Source organism: Serratia sp. DFXYC6, from assembly GCF_057196085.1.
The window spans coordinates 1,063,907-1,081,210 of the sequence record NZ_JBXUNV010000001.1 but is presented as its reverse complement, the minus strand read 5'-3'; the positions used below and the strand labels follow the sequence as shown (position 1 = coordinate 1,081,210).

The 17,304-nt window shown below is 63.4% G+C and carries 13 protein-coding genes; all 13 read right to left on the bottom strand.

Features of this window, described 5'->3' with window-relative positions:
* Window positions 1–9: 9 nt before the first annotated feature.
* The 13 genes from AC2CGQ_RS05270 to AC2CGQ_RS05210 all read right to left on the bottom strand — a co-directional run bounded on the left by AC2CGQ_RS05270 (window position 10) and on the right by AC2CGQ_RS05210 (window position 17,303).
* Window positions 10–1,095 carry an acyl-CoA desaturase gene (locus tag AC2CGQ_RS05270; protein ID WP_484593510.1) on the bottom strand — a complete coding sequence of 362 codons (1,086 nt, stop codon included), beginning with the start codon at window positions 1,093–1,095 and terminating at the stop codon, window positions 10–12.
* Window positions 1,092–2,174 carry a fatty acid desaturase family protein gene (locus AC2CGQ_RS05265; RefSeq protein WP_085336676.1) on the bottom strand — a complete coding sequence of 361 codons (1,083 nt, stop codon included), beginning with the start codon at window positions 2,172–2,174 and terminating at the stop codon, window positions 1,092–1,094. The genes AC2CGQ_RS05270 and AC2CGQ_RS05265 overlap by 4 nt, the downstream gene beginning before the upstream one ends.
* Complete coding sequence (locus AC2CGQ_RS05260) at window positions 2,167–3,300, bottom strand: sterol desaturase family protein (protein WP_166445192.1); 1,134 nt, start codon at window positions 3,298–3,300, stop codon at window positions 2,167–2,169. The genes AC2CGQ_RS05265 and AC2CGQ_RS05260 overlap by 8 nt, the downstream gene beginning before the upstream one ends.
* On the bottom strand, window positions 3,297–3,914 hold the full coding sequence (locus AC2CGQ_RS05255) for a phosphatase PAP2 family protein (RefSeq protein WP_048323926.1): 618 nt from the start codon (window positions 3,912–3,914) through the stop codon (window positions 3,297–3,299). Before AC2CGQ_RS05255 ends, AC2CGQ_RS05260 begins: the two co-directional genes overlap by 4 nt.
* Entirely contained in the window at window positions 3,911–5,197 is a 1,287-nt protein-coding gene (locus AC2CGQ_RS05250; protein ID WP_166445193.1) for a F390 synthetase-related protein, read from the bottom strand. The genes AC2CGQ_RS05255 and AC2CGQ_RS05250 overlap by 4 nt, the downstream gene beginning before the upstream one ends.
* Window positions 5,194–6,000 (bottom strand): MBL fold metallo-hydrolase, encoded by an 807-nt coding sequence (locus tag AC2CGQ_RS05245; RefSeq protein ID WP_484593509.1) that lies wholly within the window; start codon window positions 5,998–6,000, stop codon window positions 5,194–5,196. Before AC2CGQ_RS05245 ends, AC2CGQ_RS05250 begins: the two co-directional genes overlap by 4 nt.
* Window positions 5,993–7,009 carry an NAD-dependent epimerase/dehydratase family protein gene (locus AC2CGQ_RS05240; RefSeq protein WP_049277985.1) on the bottom strand — a complete coding sequence of 339 codons (1,017 nt, stop codon included), beginning with the start codon at window positions 7,007–7,009 and terminating at the stop codon, window positions 5,993–5,995. Before AC2CGQ_RS05240 ends, AC2CGQ_RS05245 begins: the two co-directional genes overlap by 8 nt.
* Window positions 7,006–8,013, bottom strand: a complete 1,008-nt coding sequence (locus AC2CGQ_RS05235; RefSeq protein ID WP_033632796.1) for a 3-oxoacyl-[acyl-carrier-protein] synthase III C-terminal domain-containing protein — start codon at window positions 8,011–8,013, stop codon at window positions 7,006–7,008. The genes AC2CGQ_RS05240 and AC2CGQ_RS05235 overlap by 4 nt, the downstream gene beginning before the upstream one ends.
* 273 nt (window positions 8,014–8,286) lie before the next feature.
* A complete protein-coding gene (narI, locus tag AC2CGQ_RS05230; RefSeq protein ID WP_015378190.1) occupies window positions 8,287–8,964 on the bottom strand; it encodes a respiratory nitrate reductase subunit gamma in 678 nt (225 codons plus the stop codon).
* 2 nt (window positions 8,965–8,966) lie between these two features.
* The gene (gene narJ, locus AC2CGQ_RS05225; protein ID WP_015378191.1) at window positions 8,967–9,689 is read right to left on the bottom strand and encodes a nitrate reductase molybdenum cofactor assembly chaperone; all 723 of its coding nucleotides are present in this window, start codon (window positions 9,687–9,689) and stop codon (window positions 8,967–8,969) included.
* Entirely contained in the window at window positions 9,686–11,230 is a 1,545-nt protein-coding gene (gene narH / locus AC2CGQ_RS05220; protein WP_015378192.1) for a nitrate reductase subunit beta, read from the bottom strand. The genes narJ and narH overlap by 4 nt, the downstream gene beginning before the upstream one ends.
* A complete protein-coding gene (locus AC2CGQ_RS05215; protein WP_484593508.1) occupies window positions 11,227–14,988 on the bottom strand; it encodes a nitrate reductase subunit alpha in 3,762 nt (1,253 codons plus the stop codon). Before AC2CGQ_RS05215 ends, narH begins: the two co-directional genes overlap by 4 nt.
* 455 nt (window positions 14,989–15,443) lie before the next feature.
* Window positions 15,444–17,303 (bottom strand): carbohydrate binding domain-containing protein, encoded by a 1,860-nt coding sequence (locus tag AC2CGQ_RS05210; RefSeq protein WP_033632793.1) that lies wholly within the window; start codon window positions 17,301–17,303, stop codon window positions 15,444–15,446.
* Window position 17,304 lies beyond the last annotated feature (1 nt).

Sequence of the window (17,304 nt, the reverse complement as noted above, 5' to 3'; positions counted from 1 at the left end):
CATGCAACGCTAGTGCGGCTTGCGCCCCATCGCGCTGAGGAAGCGCTGCTGCAGGCGCAACAGCTCCTCTAGCTCAAGCAGCCGGTAGTCGATGCCGAAACGCGGCGCCACCTCGCCGTTAATGCGGCTCAGCGCCGGGTAATGGCGGTGGCTCCAGTGCGGGAACAGATGATGCGTCAAATGCAGGTTCGCCCCGCCGAGCCAGTACCCCAGCCAGCGCGGCCGGGTCAGCCAGTCGAAGGTAGTGGCGAACACATGATGATACCAGCCGTGCGGCATTGCGCCTTGTTCTGGCGCCTGGTAGAAGTTGGCCTTGGCCCAGTGGGTGCCGATGATGAGCATCACGAACAGCAGTGAAGAAAGCATCTGGCTCAGCAAATAGACCAGCAGGATTTGCCCGATGCCGATAGCCGGCGGCAGCAGCCAGAACGGGATCGCCAGCGCCAGCAGCAGGTGCGCCGCCTTCCCCGCCAGAAACCCGATCCAGCCGCGCACGCCCTGCTGCGCCATGCGCGCCGCCACGCGGGTGCGGCCCGCCCTGTCCAACCAATCGAACAGCCAGATGTAGTACGGAAAAGTCAGCGCCGCCACCAGCGGCCAATAGTAACGCTGCGCGCGCATAAAGGGCCGCCAGCGCTGGAACGGCGTTTGCCGCAGCACGCCGTTGGCGTCGATGTCGGGATCGTAATGTTCGATATTGTTATGGGCATGATGGAACAGCACGTGCCGCACGCGCCAGCAGTCGGGATCCAACCCCAGCGGCACGCTCACCAGGGCGTTCAACCCGCGGTTGGCCCAGGGGCGACGGAAAAATGCGTTGTGCGAGGCGTCGTGCACCACGTTCACCGTCAGGAACATGCCGATAAAGATAAAACCGAAATAGCAGGCGAAAAACGCCCAGCCGTTCTGCTGTTGCAGGCTCAGCCCGTAACACAGGCCGCACAGCGCCAGCAGCAGCGCGACCTTCGCCAGCATGCCGCCGTCGGCGAAACGGTGATCGCCGTTGGCCGCCAGATAATGCTGGGCGGCCTGCATCAGCGCGCGGTGCAACCCGCTGTCGTCGCGCCGATAGGCTAACGGACGCAGCGGTTTCACGGCTGCCCCATAAGGCGCAAGAAGCGCTGTTGCTGCGCCAGCAATTCGCGATAGCCGATGCAGCGGTACGCCATGCCGTGCCGCTGCGCCACCTCTGCCAGCGCCGCGGCCAACGCCGGGTAGTGGCGATGATTCCAGCCGGGGAACAGGTGATGCGTCAGGTGATAGTTCAGCCCGCCGGTCAGGTGCTCCAGCCAGCGCGGCTCAGGTTGCCAGTCGCAGGCGGTGGCGAAATTGTGCCGGTACCAGCCTTGCGGCATGCTGTCACCTGCCGGCGCCGGGTAAAACTCGGCCTGCGCCCAGTGGGTGCCCAGCAGCAGGAACACCACCAGCAGCGAGGCGCACATCTGACCGACCGCATAAGCCAGCAATACCCAGCCCCAGCCGATGCCGTGCAGGTGGCCCACGACCAGCGGCGCCACCAGCACCAGCGCCAGATGCGCGAGCTTGCTCAGCACGAACAGCGCCCAACCGCCGCATCCCGCCAGCACGCATTTTTCCCGCAGCGGCGTTTTATCGAGCCGATCGGACCAATCGAAAATCCACGCGATGTAGGGCAAGGAGAGCGCGGCGATCAGCGGCCAGTACAGATGCTGATAACGCATATGCGGTCGCCAGCGCTGGAACGGCGTCTGGCGGAAAAAACCGTTCTCTTCGGTGTCCAGATCGTAGTGTTCGACGTTGGCGTAAACGTGGTGGTAATCCACATGCCGCGTGCGCCAGTAGTCCGGATCGACGCCCAGCGGCAGCGTCACCAGTCGCCCCACCAGGCGATTCGCCCAGGGCGCGCGCAAGAAGGCGTTATGCGAAGCATCATGGTTGACGTTGACGTTAAGCAGCATGCCCATGGCCACGAACAGGAAATAGCAGAGGAAAAACGCCCAGGGCTGGTGCTGCAGCAGACTCAGCGCGTAAAACCCGGCGCACAGCGCCAGCAACAGCGCAGCCTTGGCCAATCGCGCAGCATCGGCATAGCGATGATCGCCCGCCAGGCAGGCGTGCGCCGCGCGCTTAAGATCGCGGTGGAATGCCTGTTCGCCATCGGCGGGAAAACGCAGCGGCGGCAATGATTCAGCCATGCGTTTCCTCCACGGCGGCCGGTGCGGCTACTCTTCCCCAGCCCAATGCGACGCACAGGGCATGCAACGCCACGGCGGCCATGGCGATATGCCAATAGCGCTGCGGCCAACCTAGATAGCCGATAAACAGCAGCGGCATGCCCAGCGCGACCAGCAACCAGACGGCGCTCGCCCAAGGTCGCCCTTCCGTCATGCCGCCCAGCGCCACCGAGCCCAACGCCAGCAGCGCCAGCAGCGCCATTTGCGGCCAGCTGATGTCGCCGTAGCCGTAACCGTATTGGTAGACGTAACCGACCACCAGCGAGAACAACAGCATGGCGCCGCTGAAAACGCTGAGCGCCGAACGGCGGTCGCGCGGCCGGCCCGGCGCCGGGCGCCAGGCCAAACGGAAATAGCGCAGGAACGGCAGATTGCTCGCCCAGAACGGGTTGGCGGACGGCCTGTCGCCGCTGACGCCGTAGCTGAACGGCGTGGTCGGCAATGCCGGGCAGAAGGTGCCGAACAGTTTGTCCCAGAAGATAAAGCTGCCGCCGAAGTTCTTATTGGAATAGGCCATGTCCTTGACGTGATGCACCCGGTGATGCGCCGGCGTGACCAGGATTTTTTCCAGCACGCCAAGCTTCGGCGTCAGCGCATTGTGGTTAAACAGTTGAATGCTGTAGTGAAAAATCGAGACCGCGACGAACACCGACAATGGCACGCCCGCCAGCGCCAGCAGCAAAAAGAACGGGATCGACGTCAGCGACGAATACCAGGAGTTGCGCACCCCCAGCGACAGATTGAAATGCTCGCCCTGATGGTGCACCACATGCACCGCCCACAGCAGGCGGAAACGATGATGCAGACGGTGCAGCCAGTAGAAACCGAAGTCCCACGCCAGCAAAGCGAACAGCCACATCAACAACGGCGGCCAGGCGTCCACCAGCCCCAGGCTGAAATGCGCGGCCACGTAGCCGTAACAGGTGATCTCCAACCCGCGGAACAGCCACAACATGATATGGCCGGAGTTCAGGTTGAACACCAGATCGTGCCAGTTGACCGGCTCGCGACGCCCCCACTGCAGCGCCACCGCCTCGGCCACCACGATGAACAGCATGAACACTATCGGCAACGCCAGATCGCTCATCCCATTTCTCCTTTAACCACGCGCCGGCGCAGGGTGTTCATACGCAGGGCCAGCCAGCCGGCGAACAGCGCCAGCAGCGCGCCGCCGGCCAAATCGACAAACAAATGGCGGCGCAGTTGCAGAATCGAGAACGCGATCGCCGTGCCCCACAGCATCCACAACGCCGTGCGCACTTTGCGCTCGCCGTCGCTCAGCGCCCACACCGCCAGCACCGTCAGCGCCATATGCAACGAAGGCAGGCAGTTCTGCGGCGAATCCACCTGGGTTAACGCCGCCAGCAGCTGCGCGCTGATCCCGACGCCATCGTTCTGCGGATAGGCCATGGTGGTCGGCCACAGCAGGTAAACCGCCCCGGCGCCCAGCGCGGTGAGCTGCATCGCCCGCGTCAGCCATGTGATCCGCTGCAGCGGCGCCAGCAGATAGCCCGCCGGGACGATGAGGAAGAACGACAGGTAGAGCCATATGGCCGCCGGGTTGAACGGGATCGCCCGGTCAAGCGCCGACGGCGGCAACAGGGTTCCCGCCCCCTGCAGGCGATCGGTCAGACTATACACCACCCCGACCGTCCCCCAGCCGAGCAACATGTGCCCTAGTCTGAACAGCGTATTTTTCATGCCTCCTCCGCCTGGCGCACGATGCGCCGCCGCTTGCGATCGAACTGCGGCAGCACCGCCTGCGCCGTCAACCGCCATTCGAGGCGCTCGGTGGCGATGCCCTGGCGAGCGAACAGCGCCATCAGCTGCGCCTGGCAGTGCGCCAATTCAGACTGGCTGCAATCGGCAATCAATTCCAACCGCCGTTCACCGCGCTGGATCAGGCGATAATCGCTGCTCAGCGGCAACGCATTGGCGATCGTTCGGCTGCAGGCATCGGCGAACACCGCCTGCGGTTGCCGCCGCGCATCGGGCAGCATCAGTTGATCGTCGCGCCGCCCCTCGATACGGGCGATCGCCCGCGTCGGCTGCCCGCACGGGCAGGGTTCCTTGCGCAACACCAGTACATCGTCCAGCCGATAACGCACGATCGGCTGCGTACTGCGGGTAAAGTCGGTGATCAACGGCGTAAAACGCAGTTCGTCGATCCACTGCGGTTCGATATGCAAAAACTCTTCGTTCAGATGCAGCGTACCGTGCGCGCAGGTCGCGGCAAGAAATCCTTCGGTGGCCTGATACACTTCGCCGACCGCCGGAAATACCTGCAGCAGCAGGCGGCGGTCCTGCTCTTCCAGCACCTCGGCCACCGAGATCGCTTTTTTGACCGGCAACTTCACCTGTCCGGCCAGCACCGCCAGCGCCAAGGCGCGCAGCACCTGCGCCGGGGCCACGATGATGCTGGGCGCCTGCCGTTCCAATGCGGGCAAATGCTCGCTGAACGGTGCAAGCAGATCGTAAAACGCCAGGCTCAGCCAACGGTTGTTCACGCTGTGATAGAGATTATTGTCCGCCCGCAGAAACAGCGCAACGCGCTCGCCGGCCAACAGACCGTCCGGCAGCATCTTCGCCAGCATGCCGCCGGCCCACACCTGCTGTTCGCGCGGGCTGACGACAAACACGCCGCGCTGCCCGGAGGTGCCGGACGACAATCCGACGCTGTAGCGCCCGATCTTCGGCGTGAAATCGCGATCCGCCTCGCTGCGCTGCGCGCAGGCCAGCACCGCATCGCGCTGCAGCCCGGCGGTGTTCATCCGGTCGAACTGCGCCATCATCAGCGCCTTGTTCATCTGCGGCCATTCGGCGAACGGCCGGCGACTGAAGCGTTGAAAATAGGGGCTCTTGCTCAGCACCCGACGGGCGAAGCCCGCGAGCTGCCGGGCCTGATGCGCCTCCAGCGCCGCACGATCGCCAAAGCGCAGGCGCCGGGCGCGGAAATAGTGCCAAAGGGTCATGAACGGGATCACGGGTCCCCCTCGTGGCACAGCAAAATGTTGACCTGGCCGCCCGCCCACAGCTGGTTGAGCCGCTCCAGCGTGCGGATGTACGCCGCCGCGTCGTCCATCACCAGATTGGCCAGGCGCGAAGGCCCGCGCAGCGTCTGGTAACTCTGCGGAGACCAGGCGGCGTCGCTGGCCAACAGCGTCCAGCCGGCGTCGGTGAGAATAAAGGCGCCGATATGGCCGGCCGCATGCCCCGGCAGCGGCACCAGCACGATCTGCCCTTCGCTGCCCGGCAGCGCATAGCCGCGCTCGAACGGCGCCAGCAGCGCAGGCAACGCCACCGAGGGAAAAGCTTCCATAAACTGCAGGTTGCTCTCGAAATCCGCCGGGATCAGGCCGGGAATAAAGGCGCGCTTCAGCGCCGCGAAACCGCGCAGCCCGCGGGTTTGCTGCCAGCCTTCGCCGGAGCAAATAAAGTCGAGTTGGCTGAAATCCTGCAGCCCGGCGATGTGATCGGCGTGAAAATGCGAGACGATGAGCGCCTGAATATCCCCTTTGGCGTAACCGGCTTCGCGCAGCTGATGCGCCAACGACTCGGCGGGATCGAAATAGACCGGCGTCATCCGGCGATACAGGCTGAACACCCCCGACTGCGTGTGCTGCTGAAAATAACGCGCGTAGCCGGTATCCCACAGCCAGCGGCGCTCCCCCACCTCCAGCAGATAGGCGCGCGCCGGGAATTTGCACACCCGGAACCCGGCGCCGCGCAGCGCCATGCAGCCGATATGCGTGCAATAGCCCACTTCAAAAACGGTAACCTTAGCCATGCTGTATGCCTCCTTGCCGCCGCAGCCACTCGCCGGTCAGACGAATGCCCTCTTCCATCGAATAACGCGGCTGATAGCCCAGCTCTTCGATCGCACGGGTCTGGCTCAGCGTCATGTCAAAATGCACCGCCGCCACGCTGTAGCGCGTCAGCAGCGGTTCCTTGCCGCTCAGCGTCGCCCACAGCTCCATGCCGCCGGCCAGCGTATGCAGCAACGGATAGGGCACGGCCTGCAGCCGGTAGTGCAGCCCCAGTTCCTGACGCAGCAGCGCATCCAGCATCTCCGCCAGCCGCTGCGGCTGGTGGTTGGTGATGTTGTAAACGGCGCCGGACGGCAACCCGCGCTGCCGACTGGCCAACTCCATGGCGTGCACCACGTTGGGGGCGAAGGTCAGGTCCAGCAGCGCTTGCCCACCGCCGGGCAGCCGCAGCACGCCGCGATCGCGTTCGAGCTGCTGCAACAGCCGCGGCACGATCACCCGATCGTGCGGGCCAAACAGGCCGCGCGGCCGCAGCATAATGTAGGTGGTTTGCGGGTAGATCTTCGCCTGCGCCAACAGGCGTTGTTCGGCCGCATACTTGCTGGCGGCATAGTGATTGGCGAAGCGACGGGCACGATAACCTTCGTCAAGATCGTAATGCGGCTGAAAATCGAAGTAGATTGCCGGCGTGGAGATATGCACAAAGCGCCGCACGCCGCAGCGCCCCGCCGCCTCCGCCAGCCTCTCCGTCGCCGCGGCGTTGATGCGGTGAAACTCCGCTTTGCCGCCCCAGGGTGAAGACTTGGCCGCACAGTGCCACACCCACTCGCAGTCGGTGACGAGCTGCCGACACTGCTGCGGCGTGGCCTGCGCCAGATCGAGCGCGCAAAACTCGGCGCCCAGCTGACGCAACGCTGCGCCGGCCCGTTCATCGCGGCCGGTGGCGCGCACCTGATGTCCGGCCTCCAGCAGCCACTGCGCCGCGTTGCGCCCCAGCCCGCTGGTCGCCCCGGTCACCAGCACCCTCATGGCAACAACACCATGCCAGCCAGCGCCAGCCCGGCGGCGGTGCCGATCAGCATCACCGGCTGGCCGGGGTTGAAGCGCCCGGTGGTCACGGCGGCATGCAGCGCCGTCGGGATGGACGCCGCCACCTGGTTGCCGTGGTGGCGATAGATATCCACCAGCGCCTCGCTGGAAACATGCAGCCGCTTGCGCATATGTTCGAGCGACAAATGGCTGGCCTGATGCGGCACCACGGTGGCGATCTGCGCCAGGGTCAGGCCGCTGGCGCTCAACAGCCGATCGAGGTAACCCTCAATCAGCGCCGACGCCTGGCGGAACAGCGGCTTGCCCTGCATATGAAACAGGAAGTCTTGCTCGCACATGCCGGCGCGCGGGTTGCGCCGCGTGCCGCCGGCGCGGATTTCGCACAGTTCGCTGCCGGCGGGATAGGTCTCCACCAGGCTGGCGAGGATGCCGCTGGCGCCGTCGCCGCGCTCCACGATGGCGCAGGCGGCGCCGTCGCCGAAGATCAGCGACGACTCTTCGTGCTGCCAGTCGATGCCACGTGAAGCGAGATCGGCCGAGACGATGGCGATGCGTCGGTACGTCCCGGCGTTCAGCAGCCCCGCCGCCACCTGCAGCGCAGAGATAAAGCTGACGCAGCTGCTGTTGATGTCGAAGCCCGGCGTGCCCGGCGCCAGCCCCGCCACCTTGAGAATGTGCGCGGCGGTGCACGGCAGCGCCTGCACCGAAATCGCCGAGGCAGAGATCAGCAGATCGATAGAGGCTGCCGGAAGGGCGCTGCGAGCCAGCGCGTCTTGCAGCGCGGCGGCGGCGAGTTCGGCCTGGCTGGCATCGTCGGCGGCGTGATAGCGGTAAACGATGCCCGAGCGTTTTTCAACGTAGCCGGCCGGTTTCCCCAGCCGAGCGTCGAGCGCAGAGGACGCCACGCGGTTAGACGGCAACGCGGCTCCGGTGGCGATGATTTTCAGAGGCAGCAGCTCGGGTGAGCGTAATTGTGTGGTCATTATTGTTATTGATTAACCTGACTATCCATAAAGCGATTCTCCCGTACGGCGCGAAGGCCACACGGATCATCCCCGGTTTTTATGTCCCAAAATGCCTTTCATCAAGGCGGTATCTCTTGTTATCGGCTACCACAGGCCGACGTCCGTCGGCGGAAGCATAAACGTAACATAACTGAGATAGTGAGTTTACGACAAGGTGACGAGAATGGGCAGACGGCGGGGGAATTATCGGAATAGCGCCGCCGCTGGCGATCGGCGGCGGCGGGGTCAGGCTCAGCGGCGGTTGCGCACCAGCTGGTAACGGCGGGTCAGGTACTCTACCGGCGCACTCCAGATATGCACCAGGCGGCAGAACGGGAACAGCACGAACAGCGTCATGCCCAGCACCATGTGCAGCTTGAAGATAAGCGCCACCCCTTCCAGGTGCGCAGAAGCGCCGGCGTGGAAGGTCACCACCGCCTGCGCCCAGGCCACCAGCTTCATCATTTCGCTGCCGTCCATATGCTGGGCGGAGAACGGAATGGTCAGCAGGCCGAGACACACCTGCACCACCAGCAACGTCAGGATCAGGATGTCGGCGAAGCTGCTGGTGGCGCGCACCCGCGGGTTGGCCAACCGGCGTTTGAGCAACAGCGCGCCGCCGATCAGCGTCATCAGGCCGCAGGCGCCGCCGGCGATCATCGCCAGCTTCTGCTTCACGTCGATCGGCAGAAAGGCCTCATACATCCAGTGCGGCGTCAGCATGCCGAGGAAATGGCCCGCGAAGATGCCGATAATGCCGATGTGGAACAGGTTGGACGCCAGCCGCATGCCTTTTTTATCCAGCATCTGGCTGGAGCCGGCGCGCCAGCTGTATTGCCCGTAGTCGTAGCGCAGCCAGCTGCCGATCAGGAACACCGCGCCGGCCAGATAAGGGTAGATGTCGAAGAAGAACTGATTCAAAAATTGCATGATTAGCGTCCTTTGGTTCCGGTTAACGCATCCGTCAGGTCCAGATACTGTGGCGCCACCGCGCCGGCGAAGCGCCGCTGGTGCACCGTCTGCTGGGCGGAGGCGCAGCCCTGCTCGCCGAGAAATTTGACCTGCTCCTCTTCCCATACCGCATCCAGCGCCTGCGGCGTATCGTCGCGCGCCTCTTGCGCCACCTGCGTCTTCAGCGCCTGCGCCTGCGCATCGCTGCCGGACAGCGCCAACAGCAGATCGAACAGCACCGCATACGGGCTTTCGCGCTGCTGCAAGCGCGCGCCCAACAGCGCCAGGATCGGCGCAATGTCCTGCAGCCCTTCCCGCGCCTGCGCCGCGCTGCGGCTGGCCAGATACTCCAGATACAGTGGCAGGAAATCCGGCAGCTCGCGGCTGTCGATCTCCAGCCCGGCGGCGCGGTACTGCGCCATCAGGTCAACCATCGCCTGGCCGCGATCGCGCGATTCGCCGTGCACGTGTTCAAACAGCAGCAGCGAAGTGGCGCGGCCGCGATCGAACAGTTCGCAATAATCGGCCTGCGCGTCCAGCAACGGGCGCGCACACAGGCGGCGGATAAACAGAATCAGCTGCGCGCTGTGGCGCAGATCCAGCTCGCTGGCCGGCTCCAATGCTTCGATCAGCGCCTGCTGATGGTCAAACAGCGCCTGCTCCGGGTAATCCAGCAGGCGGGCGATCACTTTCAGGCTGATCATGAGGCATCCTCCGGCCGCGCGGTTTTCGCGGTCACGTCAATGGCGTCGATACGGCGGCTGTTGAACAGATTGAACTTGCCGTCGCTGCCGTGGCAGCCGTCGCCGAAGCTGAAACCGCAGCCTTTGCTTTCGGGGAAGGCTTCGCGCGCCAGTTCGCGGTGGCTCGACGGCACCACAAAGCGATCTTCATAGTTGGCGATCGCCAGGTAGCGATACATCTCCTGTGCCTGCGCTTCGCTCAGACCGACCTGCTCCAGCGCGCTGGTGTCCACCACGCCGTCGACGGTTTCCGCCCGTTTGTAGTGGCGCATCGCCAGCATGCGCTTCAGCGCCAACAGTACCGGTTCGGTATCGCCGGCGGTCAGCAGATTCGCCAGATACTGCACCGGGATGCGCAGGCTCTCGACGTCCGGCAATACGCCGCTGTGCGCCAGTTCGCCGGCGTCGGCGGCGGACTGAATCGGCGACAATGGCGGCACGTACCACACCATCGGCAGCGTGCGGTATTCCGGATGCAGCGGCAGCGCCAGCTTCCAGTCCATCGCCATTTTGTACACCGGCGACTGCTGAGCGGCTTCAATGACGCCCTGCGGCACGCCGTCCGCCAGCGCCTGGGCAATCACCTTCGGATCATGCGGATCGAGGAAGATATCGAGCTGGCTCTGGTACAGATCCTTGTCGCTCTCCACCGCCGCCGCCTGCTCGATGCGATCGGCGTCGTACAGCAGCACGCCGAGGTAACGAATGCGGCCGACGCAGGTCTCCGAACACACCGTCGGCTGCCCGGCTTCGATGCGCGGGTAGCAGAAGATGCACTTCTCGGACTTGCCGCTCTTCCAGTTGAAGTAGATTTTCTTGTACGGGCAGCCGGTCAGGCACATGCGCCAGCCGCGGCACTTGTCCTGGTCGATCAGAACAATGCCGTCTTCGCCGCGCTTGTAGATCGCCCCGCTCGGGCAGGTGGCGACGCAGGCCGGGTTGAGGCAGTGCTCGCACAGGCGCGGCAGGTACATCATGAAGGTGTTTTCGAACTGGCCGTACATCGCCTTCTGCAGGTTGTCGAAATTTTTATCCTGCGAGCGTTTTTCGAATTCCCCGCCGAGGATCTCCTCCCAGTTCGGGCCGCTTTCGATCTTGTTCATGCGCTGGCCGGTGATCAGCGAGCGCGGGCGCGCCACCGGCTGGTGCTTGCCCTGTTTGGCGGTGTGCAGATGCTGATAGTCGTAATCGAACGGCTCGTAGTAGTCGTCCAGCGCCGGCACGTCCGGGTTGGCGAAGATTTTCGCCAGCACGCCGACGCGGCTGCCCATGCGCGGCTCCAGCTTGCCGTTGATTTTACGGATCCAACCGCCCTTCCACTTCTCCTGATCTTCCCAGGCGTGCGGATAGCCGACGCCGGGTTTGCTTTCCACGTTGTTGAACCAGGCGTATTCCATGCCTTCGCGGCTGGTCCAGACGTTCTTGCAGGTGACCGAACAGGTGTGGCAACCGATGCACTTGTCCAGATTCAGCACCATGCCGACTTGCGAACGAATTTTCATTTGTGGTTCTCCTGCTGACTGCCCTGCGCGTAGTCGTTGCCTTCATCGTCCAACCAATCAATACGGTTCATCTTGCGCACCACCACGAACTCGTCGCGGTTGGAGCCGACGGTGCCGTAGTAGTTGAAGCCGTAGGCCAACTGCGCATAGCCGCCGATCATGTGGGTCGGCTTCGGACAGGCGCGGGTCACCGAGTTGTGGATGCCGCCGCGTTGGCTGGTGATCTCCGAGCCCGGCAGATTCACGATGCGCTCCTGTGCGTGGTACATCATGGTCATGCCGGCCGGGATACGCTGGCTGACCACCGCGCGCGCCGTCAGCGCGCCGTTGGCGTTGAAGGCCTCGATCCAGTCGTTGTCCGCGATGCCCAGATCTTTGGCGTCGTCTTCGCTCAGCCAGACGATCGGCCCGCCGCGCGACAGCGTCAGCATCAGCAGGTTGTCGCTGTAGGTGGAGTGGATACCCCACTTCTGGTGCGGCGTCAGGAAGTTCAGCGCCTTCTCCTTGTTGCCGTTCGGCTTGCTGTTGAGCAGCGGCCGCGCGGCGCGGGTATCGATCGGTGGCCTGTACGCCAGCAGGCTTTCGCCGAAGGCGCGCATCCACTCGTGGTCCTGATACAGCTGCTGGCGGCCGCTGAGGGTGCGCCACGGGATCAGCTCGTGCACGTTGGTGTAGCAGGCGTTATAAGAGACGTGCTCGTCTTCCAGGCCGGACCAGGTTGGGCTGGAGATGATTTTGCGCGGCTGCGCCTGAATGTCGCGGAAGCGAATTTTCTCGTCTTCCTTGTTCAGCGCCAGATGCCGGTGATCGCGGCCGGTGACGTTGCTCAGCGCTTCCCAGGCTTTCACCGCCACCTGGCCGTTGGTTTCCGGCGCCAGCGACAGGATCACTTCCGCCGCGTCTATCGCGCTCTCGATCTTCGGCCGCCCCGCCGCCGGGCCGTCGGCCTTGACGTAGTTCAGCTGCTTGAGGAAATCGACCTCGGTCTGGGTGTTCCAGCTGATGCCCTTGCCGCCGTTGCCCAGTTTGTCCATCAACGGCCCCAGGGAGGTAAAACGCTCGTAGGTGGCCGGGTAATCGCGCTCCACCGCGATGATGTGCGGCGCGGTTTTGCCGGGGATCAGTTCGCATTCGCCTTTCTTCCAGTCCTGCACGCCGTAAGGCTGCGCCAGTTCGGCGGCGGAGTCGTGCTGGATAGGCAAGGTCACCACGTCGGTTTCCTGGCCCAGATGGCCGACGCACACCTCGGAGAAGGCTTTGGCGATGCCCTTGTAGATTTCCCAGTCGCTCTTCGAATCCCAGGCCGGATCGACCGCCGCCGACAGCGGATGAATGAACGGGTGCATGTCGGAGGTGTTCATGTCGTCTTTTTCGTACCAGGTGGCGGTCGGCAGCACCACGTCGGAATACAGGCAGGTGCTCGACATGCGGAAATCGAGCGTCACCACCAGATCCAGCTTGCCTTCGCCGCCCTGCTCGCGCCATTCCACTTCCTGCGGCTTCACGCCGCCCTGCTGGCCGAGATCTTTCCCCTGGATGCCGTTCTCGGTGCCCAACAGGTATTTGAGCATGTATTCATGACCCTTGCCGGAAGAGCCCAGCAGGTTGGAGCGCCAGACGAACAGGTTGCGCGGGAAGTTCTGCGGATTGTCCGGCTGCTCGGCGGCAAAGCCCAGCGCGCCGCTCTTCAGGCTGTCGACGGTAAATTCGACCGGCGACTGGCCGACGGCGCGGGCCTGCTCCGCCAGGCGCAGCGGGTTAGCGCCCAGCTGCGGCGCCGACGGCAGCCAGCCCATGCGCTCGGCGCGCACGTTGAAGTCGATCAGGCTGCCGCCGAAGCGCGATTTGTCCGCCAGCGGCGACAGCAGCTCATCGGCGCCGACGGTTTCATAGCGCCATTGGCTGGAATGGTTGTAGAAGAACGAGGTGCTGTTCATGTGGCGCGGCGGGCGTTGCCAGTCGAGGCCGAACGCCAGCGGCAGCCAGCCGGTTTGCGGCCGCAGTTTTTCCTGGCCGACGTAGTGCGCCCAGCCGCCGCCGCTCTGGCCGACGCAACCGCAGAAGATCAGCATATTGATCAGGCCGCGGTAGGTCATGTCCATGTGATACCAGTGGTTGACGCCGGCGCCGACGATGATCATCGAACGGCCGTGGGTCTTCTCGGCGTTTTGCGCGAATTCGCGGGCAATGCGGATGATGTTGTGGCGCGATACGCCGGTGATCTGCTCAGCCCAGGCCGGGCTGTAAGCCTTGACCTCGTCATAGTCGGCGGCGCAGTTGGCGTCGCCCAGTCCGCGCTCCAGGCCGTAGTTTGCCAACGTCAGATCGTACACGCTGGTCACCAGCGCTTCGCTGCCGTCCGCCAACTGCAGGCGTTTCACCGGCAGCTTGTGCAGCAGGATCTCGTCCAGCGCCACGCTGTTGAAATGCTCGCTGTCGGCGCCGCCGAAGTACGGGAAACCCACCTCGGCGACGTCGTCATGCCTGCCCAACAGGCTGAGCTGCAGCTCGACTTCCTGTTGCGCCTTGCCTTCGCGCTGTTCCAGGTTCCACTTGCCCTTCTCGCCCCAGCGGAAACCGATGGAGCCCTGCGGCGCCACCAGCTCGCCGTTGCGGCTGTCGATAGCGACGGTTTTCCATTCGGGATTGTTTTCCTGGCCCAATCCGTCCACCAGATCGGCGGCGCGCAGCAGGCGGCCGGCGGCGTAGTGGCCGCCTTCACGCGGCTCCAGCAGCACCAGCATCGGCATGTCGGTATAACGACGCACATAGTCGCGGAAGTAGCCGACTTCGCGATCGAGATGGAACTCTTTCAGCATCACGTGGCCCATCGCCAGCGCCATCGCGCTGTCGGTGCCCTGCTTCGGATTCAGCCAGTGGTCGCACAGCTTGGCGACTTCGGCATAGTCCGGCGTCACCGCCACGGTTTTGGTGCCCTTGTAACGCACTTCGGTAAAGAAGTGGGCGTCCGGGGTACGCGTTTGCGGCACGTTGGAGCCCCAGGCGATAATGTAAGAAGAGTTATACCAGTCGGCAGACTCCGGCACGTCGGTCTGCTCGCCCCAGGTCATCGGCGAAGCCGGCGGCAGATCGCAATACCAGTCGTAGAAGCTCAGGCAGGCGCCGCCGATCAGCGACAGGTAGCGGGCGCCGGCGGCGTAGGACACCATCGACATCGCCGGGATCGGCGAGAAGCCGATAATGCGGTCCGGGCCGAAGGTTTTGGCGGTATAGACGTTGGCGGCGGCGATCAGTTCATTGACCTCCTGCCAGCTGGAGCGGACGAAACCGCCGCGGCCGCGCGCCACCTTGTAGCTTTTGGCTTTTTCCGCATCGCCGACGATAGAGCCCCAGGCTTCGACCGGATCGCTGTGCTGCGCTTTCGCTTCGCGCCACAGCTTGAGCAGGCGCTTGCGCATCAGCGGGTATTTCAGCCGGTTGGCGCTGTAAAGGTACCAGGAGTAGCTGGCGCCGCGCGGGCAGCCGCGCGGTTCATGGTTGGGCAGATCGGGCCGGGTGCGCGGATAGTCGGTTTGCTGGGTTTCCCAGGTCACCAGACCATTCTTCACGTAAATCTTCCAACTGCAGGAACCGGTGCAGTTCACGCCGTGGGTGGAACGCACCACTTTGTCGTGCTGCCAACGGCTGCGGTAGCCGTCTTCCCAGTCGCGGTTGGTGTTCAAGGTCTGGCCGTGATCGCCAGAAAAAGGCTCCGCCAACTGCTTGAAATAGCGGAAACGGTCTAAAAATTTGCTCATCCGGAATGCTCCTGAAGGCTCTTGTCGTTATAAGAAGACATGCTCAATCTGCCGCCAGCCTACTGACGGCCAACCGGCGGCAAATTGATTGCGATCAAGAGAAAGCGGGAGGCGCCGCGCGCGTCGGCTGAGAAATACCACCAAAGTATAGGTGTGAAAGATTAAGTTAATTGATTGAATTAAAACGAGTAAAACAGAATATAGAAATAAAGGTGGGCAGGCGGGAGGCAAGGCGAGGTATTTGGGGGTAGGACGCGGGAGAAACCTCCCGCGTCAGACTGTTGACAAAGGGGGAAAAAGCGTGGTTTTTCCCCCTTTGTGGTGAGCGGCCGAAAATCAATAAATTGATTTTCCTTGTTTTTTATTTGGTGCTCTCTGCCAACCCGGCAAGGGTATAAGGTTTGTCATCAATCTCACGCGGGAGAAACCTCCCGCGTGATGCTGACTCGTCGCTTTCAGCGTTGAAGCCACAGCGTCGCGGTACCCACGGCGGGCAACGTCAGCTTGACCTCCGTGCCCTCTCCCTGCTGCCGCCAGCCCGCCGGAAGGCGCAAGCGGGTGCTTCCCTCCCGATAGTAAGGATTGGCTACCAGCAGCAAGGCGCGATCGCCCAGAATAAACATCCGCGCCGGCATTTGCGGGTCGCTTCCCGCCAGCGGCGTTGATTTTCCCGTCAGCAGATAAGGGGTGAAGGCGGCGATTTGCTGCGACACGGCAGCCACGCCACGCCAGGTGGCGTCAAACTCCCGTTGGTCGAAGCGGCCGGTTTTACGCTTATAAAACAGATCGGTATAAGAATAAAACAACAGCCCCTTGGCGCCGCCGATCAGCGCCTGCCAGGCCTGATTGCGAATTTCCGCCTCTGACGGCGGATGTGGCTTGCGGCGGGCGTCATAAGCGGCGTGATCCATGATTTGCATCACCACCCAGGCCCCGCGTGCCTGGCGGGCGGCCTGCACCGTCAGTGCGGTATAACGCGTGGTGCGCGTCAGATCGCTATCGTTCCCCACCGGATAAGGGTCGGTCGCCAAAATGTCGCTGCTGTTGAAGTGAGCGTCCAACTCCCCGGTTTTGTTCAGCACCTGGAAAGTCGGATGATCGCCGTCAAGTCGCTTTATTTGCAGGTTTTTTTCCTCGATTTTATCGAGATATTCCGGCCCCAGCTCATCGTTGATGTACCAGGCAAGCAGGTTGGGCTGAGAGCGCAAACGCTGCACGTACCAGGCAGTCAGCGCCGCGTAGTCGCCACCGCGGACGGCCGGCGCGAAGCGGCTGCCGCGGTACTGATCTTTGACGGAGTAAATGACCAACAGCCCGCGCTTGCGTGCGTTGCGGAAAAAGGCGTATGGATCTTTCTTTTCCCCGTAATCATAGTTCAGCACCGTGTTGAATCCCGCCGAGGCGATGCGCGCCAAATGCTCATCGGTAGCCACGTTGGCGTAAATGCCCAACGGGAAAAGCCGTTGACCGTCGCGCAGGGTAAAACCTTCGCTGTCGATCGCCACTTTGGCCGCAGGCTGCCCGACGCGAAAAGACAGCTCGCTGCCCTGAGCCTGGCGGGATTGTGGACCGGTAACCTGCTGACGCAGGCGGTATTCACCCTGGGCCAGGCCGGCCGGCGGTTGGTATTCGATACGGCGTTGTCCCTCAACCTGATAACGGTCGCGGCTACTGTGAACAACCTGCCCCTCGGCATTGAGCAATTCGCTGTCGACCTGCAAATGCTGCGGCTGCGAAGTGACGACCAGCGTGTCAACCTTCCCCTGCGCCGACGCGCCGAGCTGATATAACGCCGGCATAGACGCTCGAGCACAGGCATAGGCGTCGTCAAACCAGGCGGTACCGGTGCTCCCCTTACGCAGATAAACGCCAAAAGTGATTCGCGCCGCCTGCGGCGGCACGGTATAGCTGGCGTTCACCTGCCGCCAGCCGCTGTCGCCGGTTACCCCAGCCGGATAGCTGCCTTCCAGAAAGCGCCCCTGCGCATCAAAGCTCTGCAGATAAACCCCAGCGCCGCCGTCGCGGCTTTGCCCGCGTACGCCGCGAGTCTTGAGCCAGACGCCGAAATCTATCGTCTGTCCGGGCACAACCTGCAGCGCCTGGTTGAAGGTACGGTATTGCGCTACATCTGCATTGTCATAACGCAGACTCCCCCTGCCACTGTGCGTATCGCCGTCGGCCTGCGCGCCCTGCGCTCGCCAGCCGCTGAGCCCTTGCTCAAAGCCGGGGTTGGTCAACAGATTGGGTTGGCAGTTCTGCGCCAGAGCCGCTGCGCCCCACAAGGCGCAACAGCCCAGAGCCGCCCGCCGATACATC

Bases quoted from the DNA above. Each gene is read 5' to 3' on its own strand.
- AC2CGQ_RS05235 (WP_033632796.1), bottom strand. From the start codon at position 8,013: ATGACCACACAATTACGCTCACCCGAGCTGCTGCCTCTGAAAATCATC.
- AC2CGQ_RS05215 (WP_484593508.1), bottom strand. From the start codon at position 14,988: ATGAGCAAATTTTTAGACCGTTTCCGCTATTTCAAGCAGTTGGCGGAG.
- narJ (WP_015378191.1), bottom strand. From the start codon at position 9,689: ATGATCAGCCTGAAAGTGATCGCCCGCCTGCTGGATTACCCGGAGCAG.
- narI (WP_015378190.1), bottom strand. From the start codon at position 8,964: ATGCAATTTTTGAATCAGTTCTTCTTCGACATCTACCCTTATCTGGCC.
- AC2CGQ_RS05240 (WP_049277985.1), bottom strand. From the start codon at position 7,009: ATGAGGGTGCTGGTGACCGGGGCGACCAGCGGGCTGGGGCGCAACGCG.
- AC2CGQ_RS05210 (WP_033632793.1), bottom strand. From the start codon at position 17,303: ATGTATCGGCGGGCGGCTCTGGGCTGTTGCGCCTTGTGGGGCGCAGCG.
- AC2CGQ_RS05245 (WP_484593509.1), bottom strand. From the start codon at position 6,000: ATGGCTAAGGTTACCGTTTTTGAAGTGGGCTATTGCACGCATATCGGC.
- narH (WP_015378192.1), bottom strand. From the start codon at position 11,230: ATGAAAATTCGTTCGCAAGTCGGCATGGTGCTGAATCTGGACAAGTGC.
- AC2CGQ_RS05265 (WP_085336676.1), bottom strand. From the start codon at position 2,174: ATGGCTGAATCATTGCCGCCGCTGCGTTTTCCCGCCGATGGCGAACAG.
- AC2CGQ_RS05255 (WP_048323926.1), bottom strand. From the start codon at position 3,914: ATGAAAAATACGCTGTTCAGACTAGGGCACATGTTGCTCGGCTGGGGG.
- AC2CGQ_RS05260 (WP_166445192.1), bottom strand. From the start codon at position 3,300: ATGAGCGATCTGGCGTTGCCGATAGTGTTCATGCTGTTCATCGTGGTG.